This is a genomic window from Actinoplanes sp. G11-F43 (genome assembly GCF_050589265.1).
GTDB lineage: Bacteria > Actinomycetota > Actinomycetes > Mycobacteriales > Micromonosporaceae > Actinoplanes.
On record NZ_JBNZCE010000052.1, the window covers coordinates 1 to 18,387 of the forward strand.

Annotated in this window: 16 protein-coding genes and 1 pseudogene; 10 read left to right on the top strand and 7 right to left on the bottom strand. The window is 72.2% G+C overall.

Going from position 1 to position 18,387, the window contains the following annotated elements:
- Window positions 1-25: 25 nt before the first annotated feature.
- Complete coding sequence (locus tag ACQ0O7_RS41165; protein ID WP_430791191.1) at window positions 26-1,522, bottom strand: glycoside hydrolase family 3 N-terminal domain-containing protein; 1,497 nt, start codon at window positions 1,520-1,522, stop codon at window positions 26-28.
- A gap of 172 nt (window positions 1,523-1,694) precedes the next feature.
- Here ACQ0O7_RS41165 and ACQ0O7_RS41170 point away from each other — a divergent pair, with 172 nt between their 5' ends.
- From ACQ0O7_RS41170 to ACQ0O7_RS41180, 3 genes are all read left to right on the top strand, one after another.
- Window positions 1,695-2,873: an ROK family transcriptional regulator gene (locus tag ACQ0O7_RS41170; protein WP_430791193.1), complete on the top strand. Its 1,179-nt coding sequence runs from the start codon at window positions 1,695-1,697 to the stop codon at window positions 2,871-2,873.
- Window positions 2,874-2,952: 79 nt separating this feature from the next.
- Window positions 2,953-3,780 carry an ABC transporter ATP-binding protein gene (locus ACQ0O7_RS41175; RefSeq protein WP_430791195.1) on the top strand — a complete coding sequence of 276 codons (828 nt, stop codon included), beginning with the start codon at window positions 2,953-2,955 and terminating at the stop codon, window positions 3,778-3,780.
- Window positions 3,780-4,667: a ribokinase gene (locus ACQ0O7_RS41180; protein WP_430791197.1), complete on the top strand. Its 888-nt coding sequence runs from the start codon at window positions 3,780-3,782 to the stop codon at window positions 4,665-4,667. Before ACQ0O7_RS41175 ends, ACQ0O7_RS41180 begins: the two co-directional genes overlap by 1 nt.
- Before the next feature lie 18 nt (window positions 4,668-4,685).
- On the opposite strand, the gene ACQ0O7_RS41185 is transcribed toward ACQ0O7_RS41180, so the two are convergent.
- The 3 genes from ACQ0O7_RS41185 to ACQ0O7_RS41195 form a co-directional block, all read right to left on the bottom strand.
- Window positions 4,686-5,576 carry a methyl-accepting chemotaxis protein gene (locus ACQ0O7_RS41185; protein ID WP_430791199.1) on the bottom strand — a complete coding sequence of 297 codons (891 nt, stop codon included), beginning with the start codon at window positions 5,574-5,576 and terminating at the stop codon, window positions 4,686-4,688.
- Entirely contained in the window at window positions 5,573-6,127 is a 555-nt protein-coding gene (locus ACQ0O7_RS41190) for a PAS domain-containing protein (RefSeq protein WP_430791201.1), read from the bottom strand. The genes ACQ0O7_RS41185 and ACQ0O7_RS41190 overlap by 4 nt, the downstream gene beginning before the upstream one ends.
- Before the next feature lie 90 nt (window positions 6,128-6,217).
- Window positions 6,218-6,676 (bottom strand): DUF6232 family protein, encoded by a 459-nt coding sequence (locus ACQ0O7_RS41195; RefSeq protein WP_430791203.1) that lies wholly within the window; start codon window positions 6,674-6,676, stop codon window positions 6,218-6,220.
- Between the two features lie 165 nt (window positions 6,677-6,841).
- Here ACQ0O7_RS41195 and ACQ0O7_RS41200 point away from each other — a divergent pair, with 165 nt between their 5' ends.
- Window positions 6,842-7,615 (top strand): enoyl-CoA hydratase/isomerase family protein, encoded by a 774-nt coding sequence (locus tag ACQ0O7_RS41200; protein WP_430791205.1) that lies wholly within the window; start codon window positions 6,842-6,844, stop codon window positions 7,613-7,615.
- A 68-nt stretch (window positions 7,616-7,683) separates the two neighbouring features.
- On the top strand, window positions 7,684-10,209 hold the full coding sequence (locus ACQ0O7_RS41205; protein ID WP_430791207.1) for an Hsp70 family protein: 2,526 nt from the start codon (window positions 7,684-7,686) through the stop codon (window positions 10,207-10,209).
- Window positions 10,210-10,638: 429 nt separating this feature from the next.
- Here the strand turns inward: ACQ0O7_RS41205 and ACQ0O7_RS41210 are convergent, their stop codons facing one another.
- Genes ACQ0O7_RS41210 through ACQ0O7_RS41220 form a run of 3 tightly spaced genes read right to left on the bottom strand, consistent with a single transcriptional unit; the run spans window position 10,639 to window position 11,971 of the window.
- Window positions 10,639-11,019 (bottom strand): PLD nuclease N-terminal domain-containing protein, encoded by a 381-nt coding sequence (locus tag ACQ0O7_RS41210; RefSeq protein WP_430791209.1) that lies wholly within the window; start codon window positions 11,017-11,019, stop codon window positions 10,639-10,641.
- Between the two features lie 38 nt (window positions 11,020-11,057).
- On the bottom strand, window positions 11,058-11,597 hold the full coding sequence (locus ACQ0O7_RS41215; protein ID WP_430791211.1) for a DUF202 domain-containing protein: 540 nt from the start codon (window positions 11,595-11,597) through the stop codon (window positions 11,058-11,060).
- On the bottom strand, window positions 11,597-11,971 hold the full coding sequence (locus ACQ0O7_RS41220) for a YidH family protein (RefSeq protein ID WP_430791213.1): 375 nt from the start codon (window positions 11,969-11,971) through the stop codon (window positions 11,597-11,599). Before ACQ0O7_RS41220 ends, ACQ0O7_RS41215 begins: the two co-directional genes overlap by 1 nt.
- Window positions 11,972-12,380: 409 nt before the next feature.
- On the opposite strand from ACQ0O7_RS41220, the gene ACQ0O7_RS41225 reads away from it, so the two are divergent.
- The 5 genes and pseudogenes from ACQ0O7_RS41225 (at window position 12,381) to ACQ0O7_RS41245 (ending at window position 18,267) form a co-directional block, all read left to right on the top strand.
- On the top strand, window positions 12,381-13,157 hold the full coding sequence (locus tag ACQ0O7_RS41225; protein WP_430791215.1) for an electron transfer flavoprotein subunit beta/FixA family protein: 777 nt from the start codon (window positions 12,381-12,383) through the stop codon (window positions 13,155-13,157).
- Between the two features lie 20 nt (window positions 13,158-13,177).
- Window positions 13,178-14,110 carry an electron transfer flavoprotein subunit alpha/FixB family protein gene (locus ACQ0O7_RS41230; protein ID WP_430791217.1) on the top strand — a complete coding sequence of 311 codons (933 nt, stop codon included), beginning with the start codon at window positions 13,178-13,180 and terminating at the stop codon, window positions 14,108-14,110.
- Between the two features lie 676 nt (window positions 14,111-14,786).
- Complete coding sequence (locus ACQ0O7_RS41235; RefSeq protein ID WP_430791219.1) at window positions 14,787-15,956, top strand: cysteine desulfurase family protein; 1,170 nt, start codon at window positions 14,787-14,789, stop codon at window positions 15,954-15,956.
- 9 nt (window positions 15,957-15,965) lie between these two features.
- A pseudogene (gene mnmA, locus ACQ0O7_RS41240) lies at window positions 15,966-17,027 on the top strand (tRNA 2-thiouridine(34) synthase MnmA); the annotation flags it as partial.
- Between the two features lie 175 nt (window positions 17,028-17,202).
- Complete coding sequence (locus ACQ0O7_RS41245) at window positions 17,203-18,267, top strand: methionine synthase (RefSeq protein ID WP_430791221.1); 1,065 nt, start codon at window positions 17,203-17,205, stop codon at window positions 18,265-18,267.
- Window positions 18,268-18,387: the final 120 nt, after the last annotated feature.

Genomic DNA, 18,387 nt, shown 5'->3' on the forward strand with positions numbered 1-18,387 from the left:
ACGCCACCACACGGGCTTGGAGCGGTCAGGTGAGGTTCAGGGCCTCGGCGGCGGCGCGGCCGTTCGCCAGGCTGGCGCCGTGGGTGACCACGAAGGCCTCGACTCCGGCCGGCCGCCACGCCGACGGCCAGCCCATCTCGACCACACCGACCGGGCGGTCCGCGGCCAGCTTCTCGATCAGCTCCCGGGCCGGCGCCGAGTTGTGGATCCGCCGCCCGGTCAGCACGATCGGCCGCTCACCGGCCTGCCGGGTGAGCGATTCGGCACTGACCTCGGCGGCCACCACCTCGATCTCCTCGGCCGTGGCCAGGTGCGGTCTCAGCCCCCACGGCACCCTGCCCTCGGCGATCGACCAGCCGGCCACGAACCGCACCACCAGCGGCGACCGCAACCTCTCCACCGACCCTTCGACGGTCATGCCCTGATGGGCGGCCGCCACGCCGAGAGCGAGGTCGGGCCGGTGAGGTGCGGGGCCGGGCCTGCCGGCCAGGCCGGACCGGTGAGTGGCGGTCGCGGCGGTGGGCGGGGTGGCCCAGGCGGCGAGGTCCGCGGTGCGGGTGGCGGCCTCCTCCAGGCGGTGCCGGTCCAGGCGGCCGTCGGCGGTGGCGGTGGCGATCTCGGCGGCGATCGACTCGACCAGGGTGAGGTCCACCACGGCGCCGATACAGAGCAGGTCGGCGCCGGCGGCCAGGGCGGCGACCGCGGCCCGGGGGATGCCGCCGGCCGAGGCGGCCGCGCCGCGCATCTCCAGGGCGTCGGTGATGATCGCGCCCTGGAAGCCCAGCTCGGTGCGGAGCAGATCGGTCAGCGCGGCCCGGCTGAAGGTGGCCGGCCCGTCGCCGGTCAGGGCCGGGACGCGGATGTGCGCGCTCATCACCGCGCGGACCCCGGCGTCGACGGCGGCGGCGAACGGTGGCAGGTCGCGGGAGCGCAGCAGGTCCAGCGGGACGTCGACGGTGGGTAGTTCCAGGTGCGAGTCGGTGACCGTCGCGCCGTGCCCGGGGAAGTGTTTGGCGCAGGCCGCCACCCCGCTGGACTGGAGGCCCTGAACGGCCGCCGCGGTGTGCCGGGCCACCGGGCCGGGGTCGGCGCCGAACGACCGGGTGCCGATGATCGGGTTGTCGTCCGCGGTGTTCACGTCGACGGTCGGGGCGAGGTCCAGATTGATACCGGTGGCGGCCAGGTCGGCGCCGATCGCGGCGTACACCCGGCGGGTGAGATCCGGGTCGCCGGCGGCGCCGAGGGCGGCGTTTCCGGGGTACGGGCTACCGGTCCGGTGCCCGAGCCGGGTCACGTCCCCGCCCTCCTCGTCGATCGCGATCAGCGTGTCGGGCCGGATCGCGCGCAGGCCGGCGGTCAGCGCGGCGACCTGTGCGGCGTCGGCGACGTTGCCACCGAAGAGGGTGTGCCCGGCCAGTCCGTCGGCGAGCAGGTCGCCGGCCCAGCCGGGCGCGGTGGTGCCGGGGAACGCGGCCAGCAGGGTGCGCAGAGCGAGTCTCCGGAGCCCGGGGTCGATCGACATGGTTTCCTTCCGATGGCGCAACTATGGCCGATGACGGCCGGGAGCTGCCATGATCGCTCGGAGTCGATAGCCACCTTCCGGTCCGGCATCATTGCCTACCGTTACGCTGCGGCTGCGTGTCGTGCGTCGACACAGTAACAGGAAAGAACCTTTAATATTAGGGGACTACGCTATGGCCGCCACCCGCCTCCCGGGCACGCCCCGGTTGCTGCGCGCTCTCAACGACCGCGCGGCGCTGGACCTGCTGCTCACCCGGGGCCCGCTGACCCGGGCTCAACTCGGCGAGATGACCGGCCTGAGCAAGGTCACCGCGTCCCAGCTGGTGGAGCGGCTGGAGGAGCGTGGCCTGGTCCGCCGGGTCGGCGAGCAGGCCGGCGGCCGGGGGCCGAACGCCCAGCTGTACGCGGTCACCCCCGGCAGCGCCCACGTGATCGGCGTCGAGGTCGGCCCGGAGGGTGTGGTCGCCGCGTGCGCCGACATCACCGGCACCCTGATCAGCCGGGTCGAGCAGAGCACCAAGGACACCGACGACCCGGTCGGCGTGGTGCACAACGCGGTGATCCAGGCCGCCGGTGAGGCCGGCGCCGACATGTCCTCGGTCCGCCGGGTGGTCCTCGGCACCCCGGGCCTGGTGGACCCGCAGTCCGGCGAGATCTCCTTCGCCCACGACCTGCCGCGCTGGCACCGCGGCCTGCTCGCCGATCTGCGCCGTGACCTGAACATCCCGGTCTTCTTCGGCAACGACGTGAACATGGCGGCGGTCGCCGAGTCGAGCAGCGGCGCGGCCACCGGGGTCACCGACTTCGCGCTGGTCTGGATCGGCCGTGGTGTCGGTCTGGCCACAGTGATCGCCGGCCGGCTGCACCAGGGCGCCACCGGCGCCGCCGGTGAGATCGGCTACCTGCCGGTGGCCGGCGCCGAGGTGCCGCACAACGCCTCCCGGCGCGGGGTGAAGGGCGCGTTCCAGGCCATCGCCGGCGCCGACGCGGTGAAGGCGATCGGCAAGCAGTTCGGATTCCGCGGCGCCGAGGCGGCCGACGTGGTCCGGGCCGCGGTGGCCGCCGGTCCCGCCGGTGAGCCGGTCCTGGACGAGCTGGCCCGCCGGCTCGCCCTCGGTGTCGCGGCGACCTGCGCGGTGCTGGACCCGCCGCTGGTGGTGCTGGCCGGCGAGGTGAGCCGGGCCGGTGGCGCCGCGCTCGCCGACCGGGTGGAACGCGAGGTGGCCGCGATCACCCTGGGATCGCCCAAGGTGGTGGTCACCGAGGTGCCGGCCGAGCCGGTGCTGCACGGCGCGCTGCGCAGCGCGCTGGACGCGGTGCGTGACGAGGTCTTCGGCTCGACGACGGACTGACCGGGGCCGTCCGGGGGCCGTCTGTCCCTCGGGGGAGCGGGGCACCGGCACGCCGTCCGATCGGCGTACGCGGACATGATTGGATGGACGGGTGCTGGAGGCTGCCGTATCCAATCCGCCCGACGACGACACCGTGATCGCCTTCGACCGCGTGAACGTGGTGCGCGGCGGGAACTTCCTGATCCGTGACCTGACCTGGCAGGTCGAGCTGGACGAGCGGTGGGTGGTGCTGGGCCCCAACGGCGCCGGCAAGACCACCCTGCTCAACCTGGCGTCCGCGCGCCTGCACCCGACCCGGGGCACCGCCTGGGTGCTGGGGGAGAAACTGGGCCGGACCGACGTCACCGAGCTGCGGACCCGGGTGGGCATCACCACCGGCCGGTTCGCCGACCAGGTGCCACCGTCCGAGCGGGTGCTCGACGTGGTCGTCACCGCCGCGTGGTCGGTGGTCGGCCGGTGGCGTGAGTCGTACGACCCGCAGGACGAGGCCCGGGCCCGTGAGCTGCTGGAGCAGTTGGGCATCGCCGGGTTCGCGGACCGCGAGTTCGGCACCCTGTCCGAGGGCGAGCGCAAGCGCACCCAGATCGCCCGCGCGCTGATGACCGACCCCGAGCTGATGCTGCTCGACGAGCCCACCGCCGGTCTCGACCTGGGCGGCCGGGAGACCCTGATCGGGCACCTGACCGAGCTGGCACTGGACCCGGACGCCCCGGCGATGGTGCTGGTCACCCACCACGTCGAGGAGATCCCGCCGGGCTTCACCCACGCGCTGCTGCTGCGCGAGGGCAACGTGGTCGCGTCCGGTGTGCTCGGTGAGGTGCTGACCGCGGAGAACCTGACGAAGACCTTCGGCCTGCCGCTGATCGTCGACCGGTTCGGCGACCGGTACACCGCACGGGCCGGCTGATGACCCGGGTCGTCGTCGCCGGGAGCGCCAACATGGACCTGGTCGGGCTGGCGCCGAGCCTGCCCCGGCCGGGCGAGACGGTGCTCGGCGACGACTTCGTGATGATGCCCGGCGGCAAGGGCTCCAACCAGGCCATCGCCGCCGCCCTGGCGGGCGCCGAGACGACGTTCCTCGGCGCCATCGGGTCGGATTCCTTCGGGGTGACCCTCAACGCGCGGTTGGCGGCCTCGGGCGTCTCCGTCGATCTGGTACGCACCAGCTACGGCTCCTCCGGGGTGGCCGTGATCATGGTGGATCGCGCCGGGGAGAACTCGATCCTGGTCAGTCCGGGGGCGAACCGCTCGTTCACCGACCTGACCGCGGCGGAGACCGCCGCGATCGCCGCCGCCGACGTGCTGCTCTGCCAGCAGGAGATCCCGATGTCGACGGTGCTGGCCGCGCTGCGGGCCGGCCGGGCCGGCGGGACCCGGACCATCCTGAACGCGGCGCCGGTCCGCGAGCTGCCGCCGGAGCTGCTCGGCGAGGTGGATCTGCTGGTGGTGAACGAGACCGAGGCCCGCGGCATCACCGGCAGATCCGAACCGGACATGGCGTCGCTGCTGGCCCTGGTGTCCCGGGTGGTGCTCACCCTCGGTGGCGGCGGGTCCCGGTTCGCCGAGCGGGACGGCCGGGACGTGCACGTGCCGGCGTTCACGGTGGACGTCGCGGACACCACGGCCGCCGGCGACGCCTTCACCGGCGCGCTGGCCGTGGCCTGGGGCGAGGGCCGGGACCTGGTCGACGCCGTGCGCTGGGCGAACGCCGCCGGAGCCGCCTGTGTGCGCCGGGTCGGCGCCAGCAGCGCGCTGCCCGAACGCAACGACATCGAGGCGCTGTACGCCCACTGACCGGCCGCCCGCGGCCGGTCAGGAACGGGCCGCCACCAGGAACCGCTGGACCTCCACACGCAGCACCTCGGCCAGTTCGGAGAGGCCGGTCGTCTCGTGTTCGGCGTCACCGTCGACGGCGACCGCGATGCCATCGATCAGGCTGCTCATCTCCCGGATCCGGTCGGTGACCGCGCGCAGCACCCGGACCGCGTCCTCGGAGGCCAGCTGCACCGCGTCCACCTGGTCGATGATCTCGCCGCTGGACTCCCCGGTCTCGTTGGCCAGGGTCTTCACCTCGTTGGCGACCACACTGAACCCACGGCCGGCGGCCCCGGCCCGGGCCGCCTCGATGGAGGCGTTCAGGGAGAGCAGCTGGGTCTGCATCGCCACCCGGTTGATCAGGTCGACGGCGTGCCGGATCTGGCCGGACGACCGGCGCAGCTCGGTGACGGTGTCCAGGCCCCGTTCGGCGTCCCCGACCGCGGACCGGGCGAACCCGGCCAGGCCGTTGGCCGACCGTCCCATCTCACCGGCCGCCGCCGCGATCCGCTCGGACAGGGCCAGCACCGCGGTCTCCAACTGGTCGGCGAAGGCGATCCGGGACTGCGCGGCGGTGGCGATCTGATCGGCGTTGCTGCTCATCGCGTCACCGGAGCGGCTGATCTCCTCGGCCGCCCGCCGATACGCGCCGCCCATGCCCCCGACCAGGAACCGCCGGTAGAAATGCCCGGCCGCACCGGCCGCCGAGGCCGCGCCGGCCTCCCGGACGAACGCGTCGGTACGGTCCAGCAGCTCGTTGATCGCCGACCGGGCCTCCTGCTCGGCCTCCGACCCGCCGAGCACCGGCACCCGCGCCTCCAGGTCACCCGCGGCGGCCTGCCGGCACACGTCCGCGATCGCGTAGAGCGCGTCGTCCTCGTGACTCATCGACGGCCCCCGGCCCGCGCGCTGGTGGACAGATCCCAGACCAGCTCGTCGTAGCTGCGCCCGCGCTCGGACAGCACCCGCTGCAGCGCGGCGTACCCGGCGGCGACGGCGTCCTGGGCGCTGTCGTGGCGGCGCTCCGCGGACCGCAGCACCCCGTACAGCTCCTCGGCCGCGGCGATCGCCGACCGGGACGGCACCCGGCGGTTGGAGTGGTAGCCGACCACCCGGCCGCTGTCGTCGAAGGACGGCGTGACATGGGCGAAGACCCAGTAGTGCGCCCCGTCGGCGGCCAGGTTGACCACGTACGCGAAGATCTCGCGTTTCTCCTTGAGGGTGTCCCAGAGCAGCTTGAAGACGGCCCGAGGCATGTCCGGGTGCCGGATCAGATTGTGCGGCCGCCCGATCGCGTCGTCCTCGTCCAGTGCGGAGATCCGCAGGAAGACGTCATTGGCGTAGGTGATGATGCCGCGCGGATCGGTCTTCGTGACGATCAGTTCGCCGTCACTGAACTTGCGTTCCTGACCTGTCGGGCGTACCTGAGTGATCTTCATGGTGATGTTGATTTTGGGGGTTTGCGCAGCTCCCGGGGGGAGTTTTGGCGAAGGCGACCGCGCCGGCACACGCCGCCGCGGTCGCCCCGGTCAGTGGATCGCCGGTTCCAGTGCCCGTTCCAGGGCGCGGTACACCCGACCGAACTTCTGCGCGTTGTTCGTCCGCATCAACAGCACGTCGCCGTCGCGGACCCGCCCCCAGATCTCCAGGGTGCGGCTGCCGTGGTCATAGGACAGATCCATCCGCTCCAGCAGCAGGTCGGCCACCGGAACGACGGCGATCCCGATCAGGATGCCGCCGACCACCATGGCCGCCGTGGTGCCGAACGAGAGGTCGAGCAGCACCGCCAGCAGCACGGCCAGCGCGCCGACGAGCAGTGGTAGCAGGATGGTCAGGCCGAGAGCGCCCCGCCAGGCGATGACTCCCCAGGAACGGTGGCCCTTCGTGTGCCAGACCTGGATCAATTCGGGCAGCCGGAACTCCCGGCCGTTCATCCAGACCCCGGACGATGTGATCAGCACTTCCGGATCTCGGTAGTACATGGTCATTTCTTCCTCCCCAGGCGACCAGGATGAGGCTTGTCCGCGACGGTGGTGGCGGATTTCCGAAGGCTCACGGAGAGTTCAACGCGAGGCAGGTCGCGAACAAGCCTCAAATGTAACCCGCGGTCGTCGTACGCTGACGGCCAAACGGCGGAGTGCGAGGAGGCACCGGTGGGCGAGTTCGTTCGGCTGGAGATCACCGACGGTATCGGTACCATCCGGCTGGAGCGACCGCCGGTCAACGCTCTCAATACCCAGGTTCAGGAAGAACTGCGCACCGCCGCGCACGCCGCCGCCGACGACGCCACGGTCCGCGCGGTGGTCGTGCACGGAGTTGGCAAGCACTTCGCCGCGGGCGCCGACATCACCGAATTCACCGGTGTGACGTACCAGGAGATGGTGGCCCGGGCCGGGGCCCTCTCCAGCGCCTTCGACGCGGTCGCCCGGATCCCCAAACCGGTGGTCGCCGCGATCACCGGGTACGCCCTGGGCGGCGGCTGCGAACTCGCCCTCGCCTGCGACTGGCGGGTCGTCGCCGACGACTCCCGGCTCGGCCAGCCGGAGATCAAGCTCGGCATCATCCCCGGCGCCGGCGGCACCCAGCGACTGGCCCGGCTGATCGGCCCGGCCAAGGCCAAGGATCTGATCTTCACGGGTCGGATGATCGACAGTGCCGAGGCCTTGCGGATCGGCCTGGCCGACCGGGTGGTCCCGGCCGATGAGGTGTACGACACGGCCGTCGAGCTGGTCCGCCAGTTCACCACCGGCCCCGCCCTGGCGCTGCGGGCCGCGAAACAGGCGATCGACGGCGGCCTGAGTGCCGACCTGGCAGCCGGTCTGGCCCTGGAATCACACCTGTTCGCCGGTCTGTTCGCCACCACCGACCGGATCGAGGGCACCACCGCCTTCGTCGAGAAGAGGAAGCCCGAGTTCACCGGCGGGTGATCATCATCGTCGCGAATATGCCTGACGGGATGGACCGGTTGCGGGCGGTCATTGCCTAGACTGCGGTCATGTCCATCGACCAGGGTGGTCCGAAGCGATACGCCCTAGGCGTCGACTTCGGCACCTCCAACACCGTCGCCGTGGCGCGATGGCCGGACGGTCGCGCCCGGCCGATCCTGGTCGACGGTTCCCCGCTGCTGCCGTCCGCCGTCTACGCCGACGCCGAGGGCAACCTGCTCGTCGGCCGGGACGCGGTGCACAGCGCCCGCCTCGAACCGGCCCGGTTCGAACCCAACCCGAAACGCCGCGTCGACGACGGCCTGGTGCTCCTCGGTGAACGCGAGTTCGAGGTCGTCGAGCTGATCTCCGCGGTGCTCGCCCGGGTCGCCGAGGAGTGGCACCGTGCCGTCGGGCCGTACCGTCCCGAAGTCACCCTCACCTGCCCGGCCGCCTGGGGCGCCACCCGGCGCACCCTGCTCGCCGAAGCCGCCGCACGCGCCGGACTGGAAGGCGCCCGGCTGGTCGCCGAGCCGGTCGCGGCCGCCACCTACTTCGCCGAGGTGCTCGGCCGGGACGTGCCGATCGGCTCGGTCGTCGTGGTGCACGACTTCGGCGCCGGCACCTTCGACACCAGCGTCGTCGCCCGCACCTCCACCGGCTTCGAGGTCCTCGCCGTCGACGGCCGCGACGACCTGGGCGGCCTCGACGTGGACGCGGCCATCGTCGAGCACCTGCGCACCGACGACTGGGCCCGCCTGATGGCACCGGCCACCGTCGAGGAACGCCGGGCCCGCCGCCAGCTCTGGGACGACGTGCGGATCGCCAAGGAACGCCTCTCCCGGGCCCAGTCGGCGGACTTCGTGGTCCCCCTGCTCGACGTCGAGGCACACCTCACCCGGGAAGAGCTGGAGACGGTCGCCCGGCCGGTGCTGGAACAGACCGTCCAGGTGACCCGGAACATCCTGCGCTGGGCCGACCTGCCCGACGGCCGGCTCGCCGGAGTCTTCCTGGTCGGCGGCGCCAGCCGGATCCCCCTGGTGGCCACCCTGCTGCACCGGGCACTCGGCGACCCGCCCGTCGTCATCGAACAACCCGAACTGGTGGTGGCCGAAGGCAGCATCCTGGCCGGCGCCGCCCTGCTCTCCACCGAACCGGCCGCCCCCGGGCCGACCGAGGAACTGCGGCTCCCGTCCAAATACCTTCCGGTCCGCGACGGCGAATACCTTCCGGTCCGCGACGGCGAACATCTTCCGGTCCGCGACGGCGAACCCGAGCCTGGCACGGTGCCGGTCTCGGCCGCTGTCACCGCGGAACGGCCGACCAGCGTCGCGCGCCCCGCCGACGACCGGCCCACCGCCGTCGCGTCCCGGCAGACGGTCATCGTGCCGCGCCCGATCGACGACCGGCCCACCGCGATCGCCGCCCGTCCGGTGACCACACCGGTCCCGGCGATCCCGTCCGAGCAGGACCCGGCGTCCGGTCACCCGGACGGCGACGTGGGCACCGAGAAACTGCCGGACGACGTGCTGGCCGTGGCCCGCTCCGCAGCGGCCCGCTCAGCTGAGGGCGGCGGTATGCCCCACTCGGACGCGGCGGACGACATGACGCGTCCGGCGGACGGCGGCGGGGCAGTCCGTTCGCCCGAGATCAGTGGAATGTCCCGCTCGCCTGAGGCCGGGGGAACGGTCCTTCCATCCGAGGCCGGCGGCGTGCCCCGCTCGGCCGAAGTGGGAGGTATGTCCCATTCCGCGGATTCTGGTGGCATGGCCCGCTCGGCTGAGGCGCATCCTGAGGCCCGCTCGACTGAGGCTCGTCGTGAAGCCCGCTCGGCCGACGCCCGCTCGTCCGGGTCTCGTCTTGAGGCTCGCTCCGGTGAGGGCGGTGCCGCGGCAGGCTCCGGCGAGATGGGCGGCGGCGCGCTACCGCAACGGCAGCCCCGGGGAGTCATGGACCACCCGGAGCCGCCCGGCCCGGACACCCCGCCACATCTGCGCCCGCCGGTCGACCCCTGGCCGGACGCCGTCGACAACTGGCGTCCCGACCCGGAGGCGACCGTCGCCACCAGCCCGCCGGAGCCGGACCCCCGAGGCCCGGCGCGACCGCCCAACCAGAAACGGGCGACACAGCCGGTGGTCGCACACGCCCGCCCGGTCTCACCAGCGATGGGTTCGGCCCGTCCGATGGCGTCCCGCCCGGCCGCGTCCCACCCGGTCTCATCCCATCAGGCCGCACCCCACCCGGCCGGGCCCCGCCAGGCCGCCTCCCATCAGGCCGCGTCTCGTCAGGCCGCGTCTCGTCAGGCCGCGTCTCGTCAGGGCGCATCACATCCGGTCTCGTCCCGCCCGGTCTCACCGGCGGCCCGCGCGGTCGTCGTCCCGTCGGCGCCGCCCGCCCCGGACCAGGCCAGAACCCGCCGCCCCCGCCGCCGAGGCCGTCTGCGCCGGGCCTTCCAGGTGATGCTGAGCATCGTGGTGATGATCACCGTGCCGATCGTGGCCTTGGTGCTGGCTTACGGATACGGCAACGCCGAACCCATCGACCAGGACGCGATAAACGTCTTCCGCGACATCATGGAGCTGATCGGCCTGAGCTGATCGGCCCGCGCTGACCGGCCTGAGCTGATCGGCCCGCGCTGACCGGCCTCGGCTCTGGTCCAGGCTCCACCCATCAGCCCGGCTGGCGCGTGCCGGGCGGGCCTGCCTCAGGCTGGATCGCGTCTCAGGCCGGATCTCGCCTCCGCCGGAACGCGTTTCAAGCTGGGATGCGTTTCAAGCCGGAACGCGTTTCAGGCTGGGACGCGCCGCGGGCCGGGACGCGTCTGAGGGCTGGATGGTCGCCGCGCGGGCCTGAGTTCTGTCGCGTGGAAGTGAGGCGAGGTCCAGGTGGTGGCTGGTGGCAGCCGGAGAAAGGGGTGTTGTGGGTGCCCTTTCCCCGGATGCCCTCAGACGCCGCCTGGGCCGCACCGCAGCCCGCGTGACCCGCTGCCGGAACGATCCCTCGCCGGACCGATTCGTCACCGGGATCTAGGGGCGATCGCGATCCTGCTGATCGTGTTGTTCGTCGTGGGTTTCCGGACTGGGTTCGGGCTCCTCGGAGTGCCGCATCTCCCGCTCCCACTGGTTGAGCAACTCCCGATCGCGGCGGGACTGCTCGGAATCCATGGAACGAAGGAAATCCGGATCGTCGTCGGGAGCCGCGGGGCGGCGTGACGGACGGTGTGCGCGGCTGACCGGCCGGCCCGAGAGGAACCAGGCGATCGGGCCGGCGATCGGAATCAACAGGATCACCAGAACCCAGGCGAAACGGGGCATGTTACGCACGCGTTCGGCTGCGAGGCTGCTGATGAGGGCCAGGATCAGCAGCACGAGGGCCACCGCGGCCAAGAAGATGAACAACCGGACCATGCCGCAATGATGCCTCCCTCGAGCGGAGACGGCGACGATCAGAGCATGACAACCCATCCACCGAGGAACGCGAGGGCCGTGAGGGCGAGCGCGTAGGCCCGGATCGTCGGCGCGGACGCCCCGGGAAAACGGGACCGGAGATCGCGGGCGCGGTGGAAGGCGAGCCCCACCATGCCGGCCCAGCCGACCATCGCCGCGGCTGCCACCAGGAACTCCGCCGGGCCGGCACCGGGCGTGAAGGCCGGCCGGGCGATCAGCAGTGTCACCGCGGCGGCGGAGAGGCCGGTGCGGCGCCAGGCCAGCCGGGTTCGTTCCGGCGAGGCGCCGGGATCGCGGCCGAGCTGAGCACAGGCCCCGGGATCCCGGTGGTGCTGATCGCAGGGATGAGGATCGCGGCGGCGTTGATCATGGGAGTCGGGAGTGCCGCGACGCGGGTCGTGCGACCCGGGATCACGCCGGCCGTTGTCGAGCTGGCCGGGATTGGGGTGATCGGGATCGCGACGGCCGGGGTGGAGCCGGCCGGGACCGGGGTGACCGGGATCGCGACGGCCGGATGTGTGCTCCGGGGAAGCGGGCATCAGAAGATCTGGATCAGGACCGCGACGATGATCGCCACCGCGCCGACCGCCACCGCGATGGCGAGGACTGCCGGGAACCGGGAGCGTGGCAGGTCGGTGCCCAGGCGCATGGCCCGTTCGGTGCGCACCCAGTGGTCGACCGCGCGCAGTGCGACGAGTGCGCCGAGCACCAGCAGCAGGATCGCGATGATCTCGCGCAGGTGGGCGACCGGGAGTGGCGGCAGGAACTGGGCGCAGGCCAGTCCTCCGGCGATCAGGGCCAGGCCGGTGCGGATCCAGGCCAGGAAGGTGCGCTCGTTGGCCAGGGAGAACCGGTAGTCCGGGGTGGTCCCGGCCCGCGACGGGTCGAACCATTCCTTCAAGTCACCGGACACGCTGCCGATTATCGACCTATCGGGTCGAGAAGGTGGTGCCAGAGACTGCGTACTTCATCACTCACACAAGCCTCTCTCGGGCGTCCACACTTGCACCAGGGAGAGTCGGGCCCTGCGCGACCGTGGGACTGCGGGGCGGGCTGTTCCGAACGTGAGGGAATATGGGTCGTGGATGGGTGTACGCCCTCCACGAGTGAGACGTTCTGACCGGACATGTCTGACACCTCCTCATTGCCCACTGTAGCGATCTAGATCGTCATGCGGGTGAGGTGTGTCACTCTGGGTGGCCGGCAACAGTGAAGCTACTGGCGGGTAACCTGGCTGACATGTTCGCCGACCGGCACCGTTCCGGCCGAGGACACCGTCGACCGCAACGGTGCGTTCAATACAGGAGGGTCGTAGTAGCGCGATGAATATCGTCGTACTGGTCAAGCAGGTACCCGACTCCGGTGCCGAGCGCACCCTGAGCGCTGACTACTCGGTCGACCGCGCGTCGGCGAGCAACGTCATCAACGAGATGGACGAGTACGCCATCGAGGAAGCCCTCAAGATCAAAGAGGCGCACGGCGGCGAGGTGACCGTCCTGACCGTCGGTCCCGGTGGCGCCACCGACTCGATCCGCAAGGCGCTGTCGATGGGTCCCGACAAGGCCGTCCACGTGCAGGACGACGCCCTGCACGGCTCCTGCGCGGTCGCCACCTCCAAGGTGCTGGCCGCCGCGCTGCGCACCTTGAACGCCGATCTGATCCTCAGCGGCGCCGAGTCCACCGACGGCCGGGTCCAGGTCGTCCCGCACATGCTGGCCGAGCTGCTCGGCGTGGCCGCCCTCACCGGCGCCCGCAAGCTCACCGTGGACGGTTCGCAGCTGACCGTCGAGCGGCAGACCGACGAGGGCTACGAGGTGGTCACCGCCGCCACGCCGGCGATCGTCAGTGTCTGGGACACCATCAACGAGCCGCGGTACCCGTCCTTCAAGGGCATCATGGCCGCCAAGAAGAAGCCGGTGCAGAGCCTGAGCCTCGGCGAGCTCGGTGTCGCCAACGACCAGGTCGGGTTCGCCGGCGCCACCAGCCAGGTGATCGAGTTCACCAAGCGCCCGGCCCGTACCGGCGGCGCCAAGGTCGTCGACGAGGGCAACGGTGGCGAGCAGCTCGTCGCGTACCTCGCCACCGAGAAGTTCGTCTGAGCCCGAGGGGATACGTAGATATGGCTGAGGTACTGGTCGTCGTCGAGGCCGGCGTCAAGAAGGTCACCCTCGAGATGCTCACGATCGCCCGTGGACTCGGGTCGGTCTCCGCTGTGGTGTTCGGTGAGGCGGACACCGCCAAGCTCGGCGAGTTCGGCGCCGAGAAGATCTACACCGCGTCCGGCGAGGACGTCGAGGGCTACCTGGTCGCCCCCAAGGCCACCGTGGTCGCCGAGCTGGCCAAGCGGGTGCAGCCGGCGGCGATCCTGCTCGCCTCCACCCAGGAGGGCAAGGAGATCGCCGGCCGCCTGGCGATCAAGCTGGACAACGGTCTGCTCACCGACGCGTCCGGCGTCGACGCCGACGGCACCGCCACTCAGGTGGTCTTCGCCGGCTCCACGATCGTCAAGTCCAAGGTGACGAAGGGCCTGCCGATCGTCACCATCCGCCCCAACTCGGTCACCCCCGAGCCGGCCGCCGCCACCCCCGCGGTCGAGGCGCTGACCGTCGCGGTGTCCGACCAGGACAAGCTGACCAAGGTCGTCGAGCGGGTCGCCGAGGCCAAGGGCTCGCGTCCCGAGCTGTCCGAGGCGGGCGTGGTCGTCTCCGGCGGTCGCGGCGTCGGCAACGCGGACAACTTCAAGCTGGTCGAGGAGCTGGCCGACCTGCTCGGCGGTGCCGTCGGCGCTTCCCGGGCGGCGGTGGACAGCGGCTACTACCCGCACCAGTTCCAGGTCGGGCAGACCGGCAAGACGGTGTCGCCGCAGCTCTACGTGGCGCTCGGCATCTCCGGCGCGATCCAGCACCGGGCCGGCATGCAGACGTCGAAGACGATCGTCGCCGTCAACAAGGACGCCGAGGCCCCGATCTTCGAACTTGCCGACTTCGGCGTCGTCGGCGACCTGTTCAAGGTGATCCCGCAGGCCGCGGACGAGATCCGCAAGCGCAAGTAACCCCCGCATCAGGTGACGGCCCGGCGATCTTCCGCCGGGCCGTCGTCGTATCCGGAACCCCCCGATCAACCCCGTCTTCCGGTACGTTCCACAGCCCCACAACCGCACCACGGGGCCCCGCCTCGTCCCCGCGAGCCAGGCGGCACACCGGACCGCCCGGCGCCCGCCGGGCGAATGCGGCCCCAAAATTCGCGTGCCGACCTCCGGCGCGCCCCAGACCGCAAGTAGCCACGCGTACTGGGTTGGCGGGTTGTGTGGCGCGGTGCGGCGCGCTCCAGACCGCAAGTAGCCACGCGAACTGGGTTGGCGGTTTGTGTGGCGCGGTGTGGTGCGTTTCGGACCGCAAGTTGGCACGCGTGCTGGGTTGGCGGGTTGTGTGGTGCGGTGTGGTGCGGGGCGCACCGCAAGTTGGCACGTGTGGTGGGGTGGCGGGTTGTGTGGTGCGGTGTGGTGCGGGGCGCACCGCAAGTTGGCACGGGAGGTTTGGCGGGACCACCGGAATCGCCCGGTGGGCGCCGGACGGTCCGGTGGGGCGCCTGGCTCGCGGGGACGAGGCGGGGCGCAGTGGTGCGGTTGTGGGGGTGTGGAGCGTACCGGCGCGGTGTGGGTGTGGGGTTGATCTTTGTGGGCAGGACGCGGCCGGGGATCGGCGGAGGGACGGCCTAAGCTGGGGGCGATGGCCTATCTCGATCATGCGGCGACCACGCCGATGCTGCCCGCCGCGCTGGACGCCTACGTCGCGGCGGCGCGTGAGCTTGGAAACCCGTCGTCGCTGCACGCGGCCGGCCGGGGGGCGCGGCGCCTGGTGGAGGAGTCGCGGGAGCGGATCGCCGCGGCGCTCGGGGCGAGACCGTCGGAGGTGGTGTTCACCGGCGGTGGCACCGAAGCGGACAACCTGGCGGTCAAGGGGATCTTCTGGGCGCGCCGGGACGGTGGGCGGCGCCGGGTGGTCGCGTCCGCGGTGGAGCATCACGCGGTTCTGGACGGCGTGGAGTGGCTCAGCCGGCACGAAGCGGCGGACGTCACACTGCAGCCGGTGGACGAGGCCGGACGGGTCGACCCGGAGGCGTTCGCCGAGCTGGTGCGCACACACGGCGACGAGATCGCGGTGGTCAGCGTGCAGTGGGCGAACAACGAGGTCGGCACGGTGCAGCCGGTCGCCGAGCTGGCCTCGATCGCGGCCGCCGCGGGCATCCCGTTCCATACCGACGCGGTGCAGGCGGTCGGGCAGGTGCCGGTGGACTTCGCCGCCTCCGGCGCCGCCGCGCTCACCCTGACCGGGCACAAGGTCGGCGGGCCGGTCGGCGTGGGTGCGCTGCTGCTCGGCCGGGACGTCGCGTGCACGCCCCTGCTGCACGGTGGCGGCCAGGAGCGCGATGTGCGTTCCGGCACACTGGACACGCCCGGGGTGGCGGCGTTCGCGACCGCCGTGGAGGCCGCGGTGGCGTCCCGGGCGGACAACGCGGCCCGGGTGTCGGCGCTGCGGGACGACCTGGTGGCGCGGGTGCGGGCGGCGGTTCCGGAGGCGATCCTCAACGGTGACCCGGAGGACCGGCTGCCCGGCAACGCGCACTTCTCCTTCCCCGGCTGCGAGGGCGACGCGCTGCTGCTGCTCCTGGACGCGCGGGGGGTCTACTGCTCGACCGGTTCGGCCTGCTCGGCGGGGGTGGCCCAGCCCAGTCACGTGCTGCTGGCGATGGGTGCCGACGATGCGCGGGCCCGGTCGTCGCTGCGTTTCAGTCTCGGGCACGACAGCGAGCCCGCCGACGTCGACGCGCTGCTGGCGGTGCTGCCGGGCGCGGTCGAGCGGGCCCGCCGAGCGGGGGCGTGGAAGACGCCCCGTTAGGCTGGGTGCATGCGTGTTCTTGCGGCCATGTCGGGCGGTGTCGATTCCGCGGTCGCCGCCGCGCGCGCCCGTGATGCCGGCCACGATGTCACCGGTGTGCACCTGGCGCTGGCCCGAAACCCTCAGACCTTCCGCACCGGGGCGCGCGGCTGCTGCACCCTGGAGGACTCCCGGGACGCCCGGCGGGCCGCCGATGTGATCGGCATCCCGTTCTACGTGTGGGACATGGCGGAGGAGTTCCACGACAGTGTCGTGGACGACTTCGTGAGTGAGTATGCGGCGGGCCGCACCCCCAACCCGTGCCTGCGCTGCAACGAGAAGATCAAGTTCGCGGCGGTGCTGGACCGGGCGGTGGCGCTCGGCTTCGACGCCGTCGTCACCGGGCACCACGCGCGTCTCGGCGCCGACGGCCTGCTGCGGCGGAGCGTCGACCTGCCCAAGGACCAGTCGTACGTGCTGGCCGTCCTGACCCGCGAGCAGCTCGACCGGGCGATCTTCCCGCTCGGGGACTCGACCAAGGAGCAGGTGCGGGCCGAGGCCGCCGCGCGTGGGCTGGCCGTCGCCGACAAGCCGGACTCGCACGACATCTGCTTCATCTCGGACGGCGACACCCGGGGCTTCCTGGAGAGCCGGCTCGGTTCGGCGCCCGGTGACATCGTGGACGGGCGGACCGGGGAGAAGCTGGGGACGCACAACGGGGCGTACGGCTACACGATCGGCCAGCGCAAGGGTCTCGACCTGCGGGTGCCGGCCGCGGATGGCCGCCCGCGCTATGTGCTGTCGATCACCCCCGTGACGAACACCGTGACGGTGGGGCCGCGGGAGGATCTGGAAGTCGACGTGGTGCGCGCCAGTCGGCCCATCTGGCACGATTTTTCGGATTTGTCGGACTGTCAGGTGCAGTTGCGGGCGCACGGTGAGGTGGTCGGCGCCTCGGTCGCGGTGACCGGGGACTCGCTGGTCGCCACGCTGCGGGGCACGGCTCGGGGGGTCGCCGCCGGGCAGGCGATCGTGGCGTACCGGCCGGACCCGGACGGCGACATCGTCCTCGGCTCGGCGACGATCACGGCGGGTGAGCGGTCGGTGGATCTGACCGCTTCGTCGCCTTCATCCGTCTCTTCGGAGGCTTCCGTCTCTTCGTCGGCCGTGGCCTCGTCGGTGAGTGCTTCGTCGGCTGTGGCTTCGTCGGTGAGTGCTTCGTCGGCCGTGGCTTCGCCGGCGGGCTCGGCTGTCGCGGCGGCGTCGCGTGCCTGATTTTCCCTGGGCGGCCGGGTCCGCCAGCGGGATCGGGTCGCTGCCCGGCACCGACATCGCCGAGGCCCAGCGGATCGTCGTCGGTGAGCTGCCGGCCCTGCCGCACCTCGCCGAGCTGCCGGAACGCGGGCCGGGCGCGGACATCATCGGCCGCTCGGCGGGGTTTCTGATCGAGCTGCCGGTGCAGGTCTACGCCGGGCGCTGGCAGATCGCCTCCCGGCCCGGCAAGGACATGCGGATCACCGCCGACCTGCTGGAACGTGACCTGGACCAGCTCACCGAGCAGGCCGACGGCTACTCCGGGCCACTCAAGATCCAGGCTGCCGGGCCGTGGACCCTGGCCGCCGGCCTGGACCTGCCGATCGGCGGCCGGATGCTGCGGGACCAGGGCGCCGTCCGGGACCTGACCGACTCGCTCGCCGAAGGACTCCGGCGGCACGTGGCCGACGTGCGCAAACGAGTGCCCGGCGCGACCGTGCTGCTGCAACTGGACGAGCCGTCGCTACCGACCGTGCTGGCTGGGCGGGTGCCGACGGAGAGCGGGCTGGGGGCGTACCGGAAGGTTGACGGCCCGGACGCCGCCACCCATCTGCGGACGATCGTCGAGGCGGTGGACACGCCCGTCGTCGTGCACTGCTGTGCGCCCGGCGTGCCGTTGCAGGTGATCCGGGACGCGCGGGCGACCGCGGTGGCCTTCGACCTTTCGCTGATCAAGGATCTGGACCCGCTGGGTGAGGCGATCGAGGCCGGGCTGGGGATCTTCGCGGGTGCCGCGCCGACCCGCCCGGTGGTGACCTCACCGGCCCGGTTCGCCGCCGGTGCCACGGTGCGCCCGGCCGCGGGCGGGCCGGGCCGGGCGGCCGATGGGCGGCCCGAGGCGAAGCAGATCGCCGAGCGGGTGTCGACGTTGTGGCGGCGGCTCGGCTTCCCGGCCGCGCGGCTGCCCGAGCAGGTGGTGATCACCCCGGCGTGTGGGCTGGCCGGCGCGCCGTACGGCTACGTTCGCGCCTTGCTCAAGGCATGCACGGAGGCCGGCCGGCGGATCAGCGAGGTCTGAGGCGCCCCGGCCCGGCGGTCCGAGGGCGGCTCCGGTCCCCGAAATTGTCGGTGGTGGGGACTAACGTGCCAGTTGGATTCACTGACACGGAGGTTCCGGTGCCCGACAATTCCCCTGCCG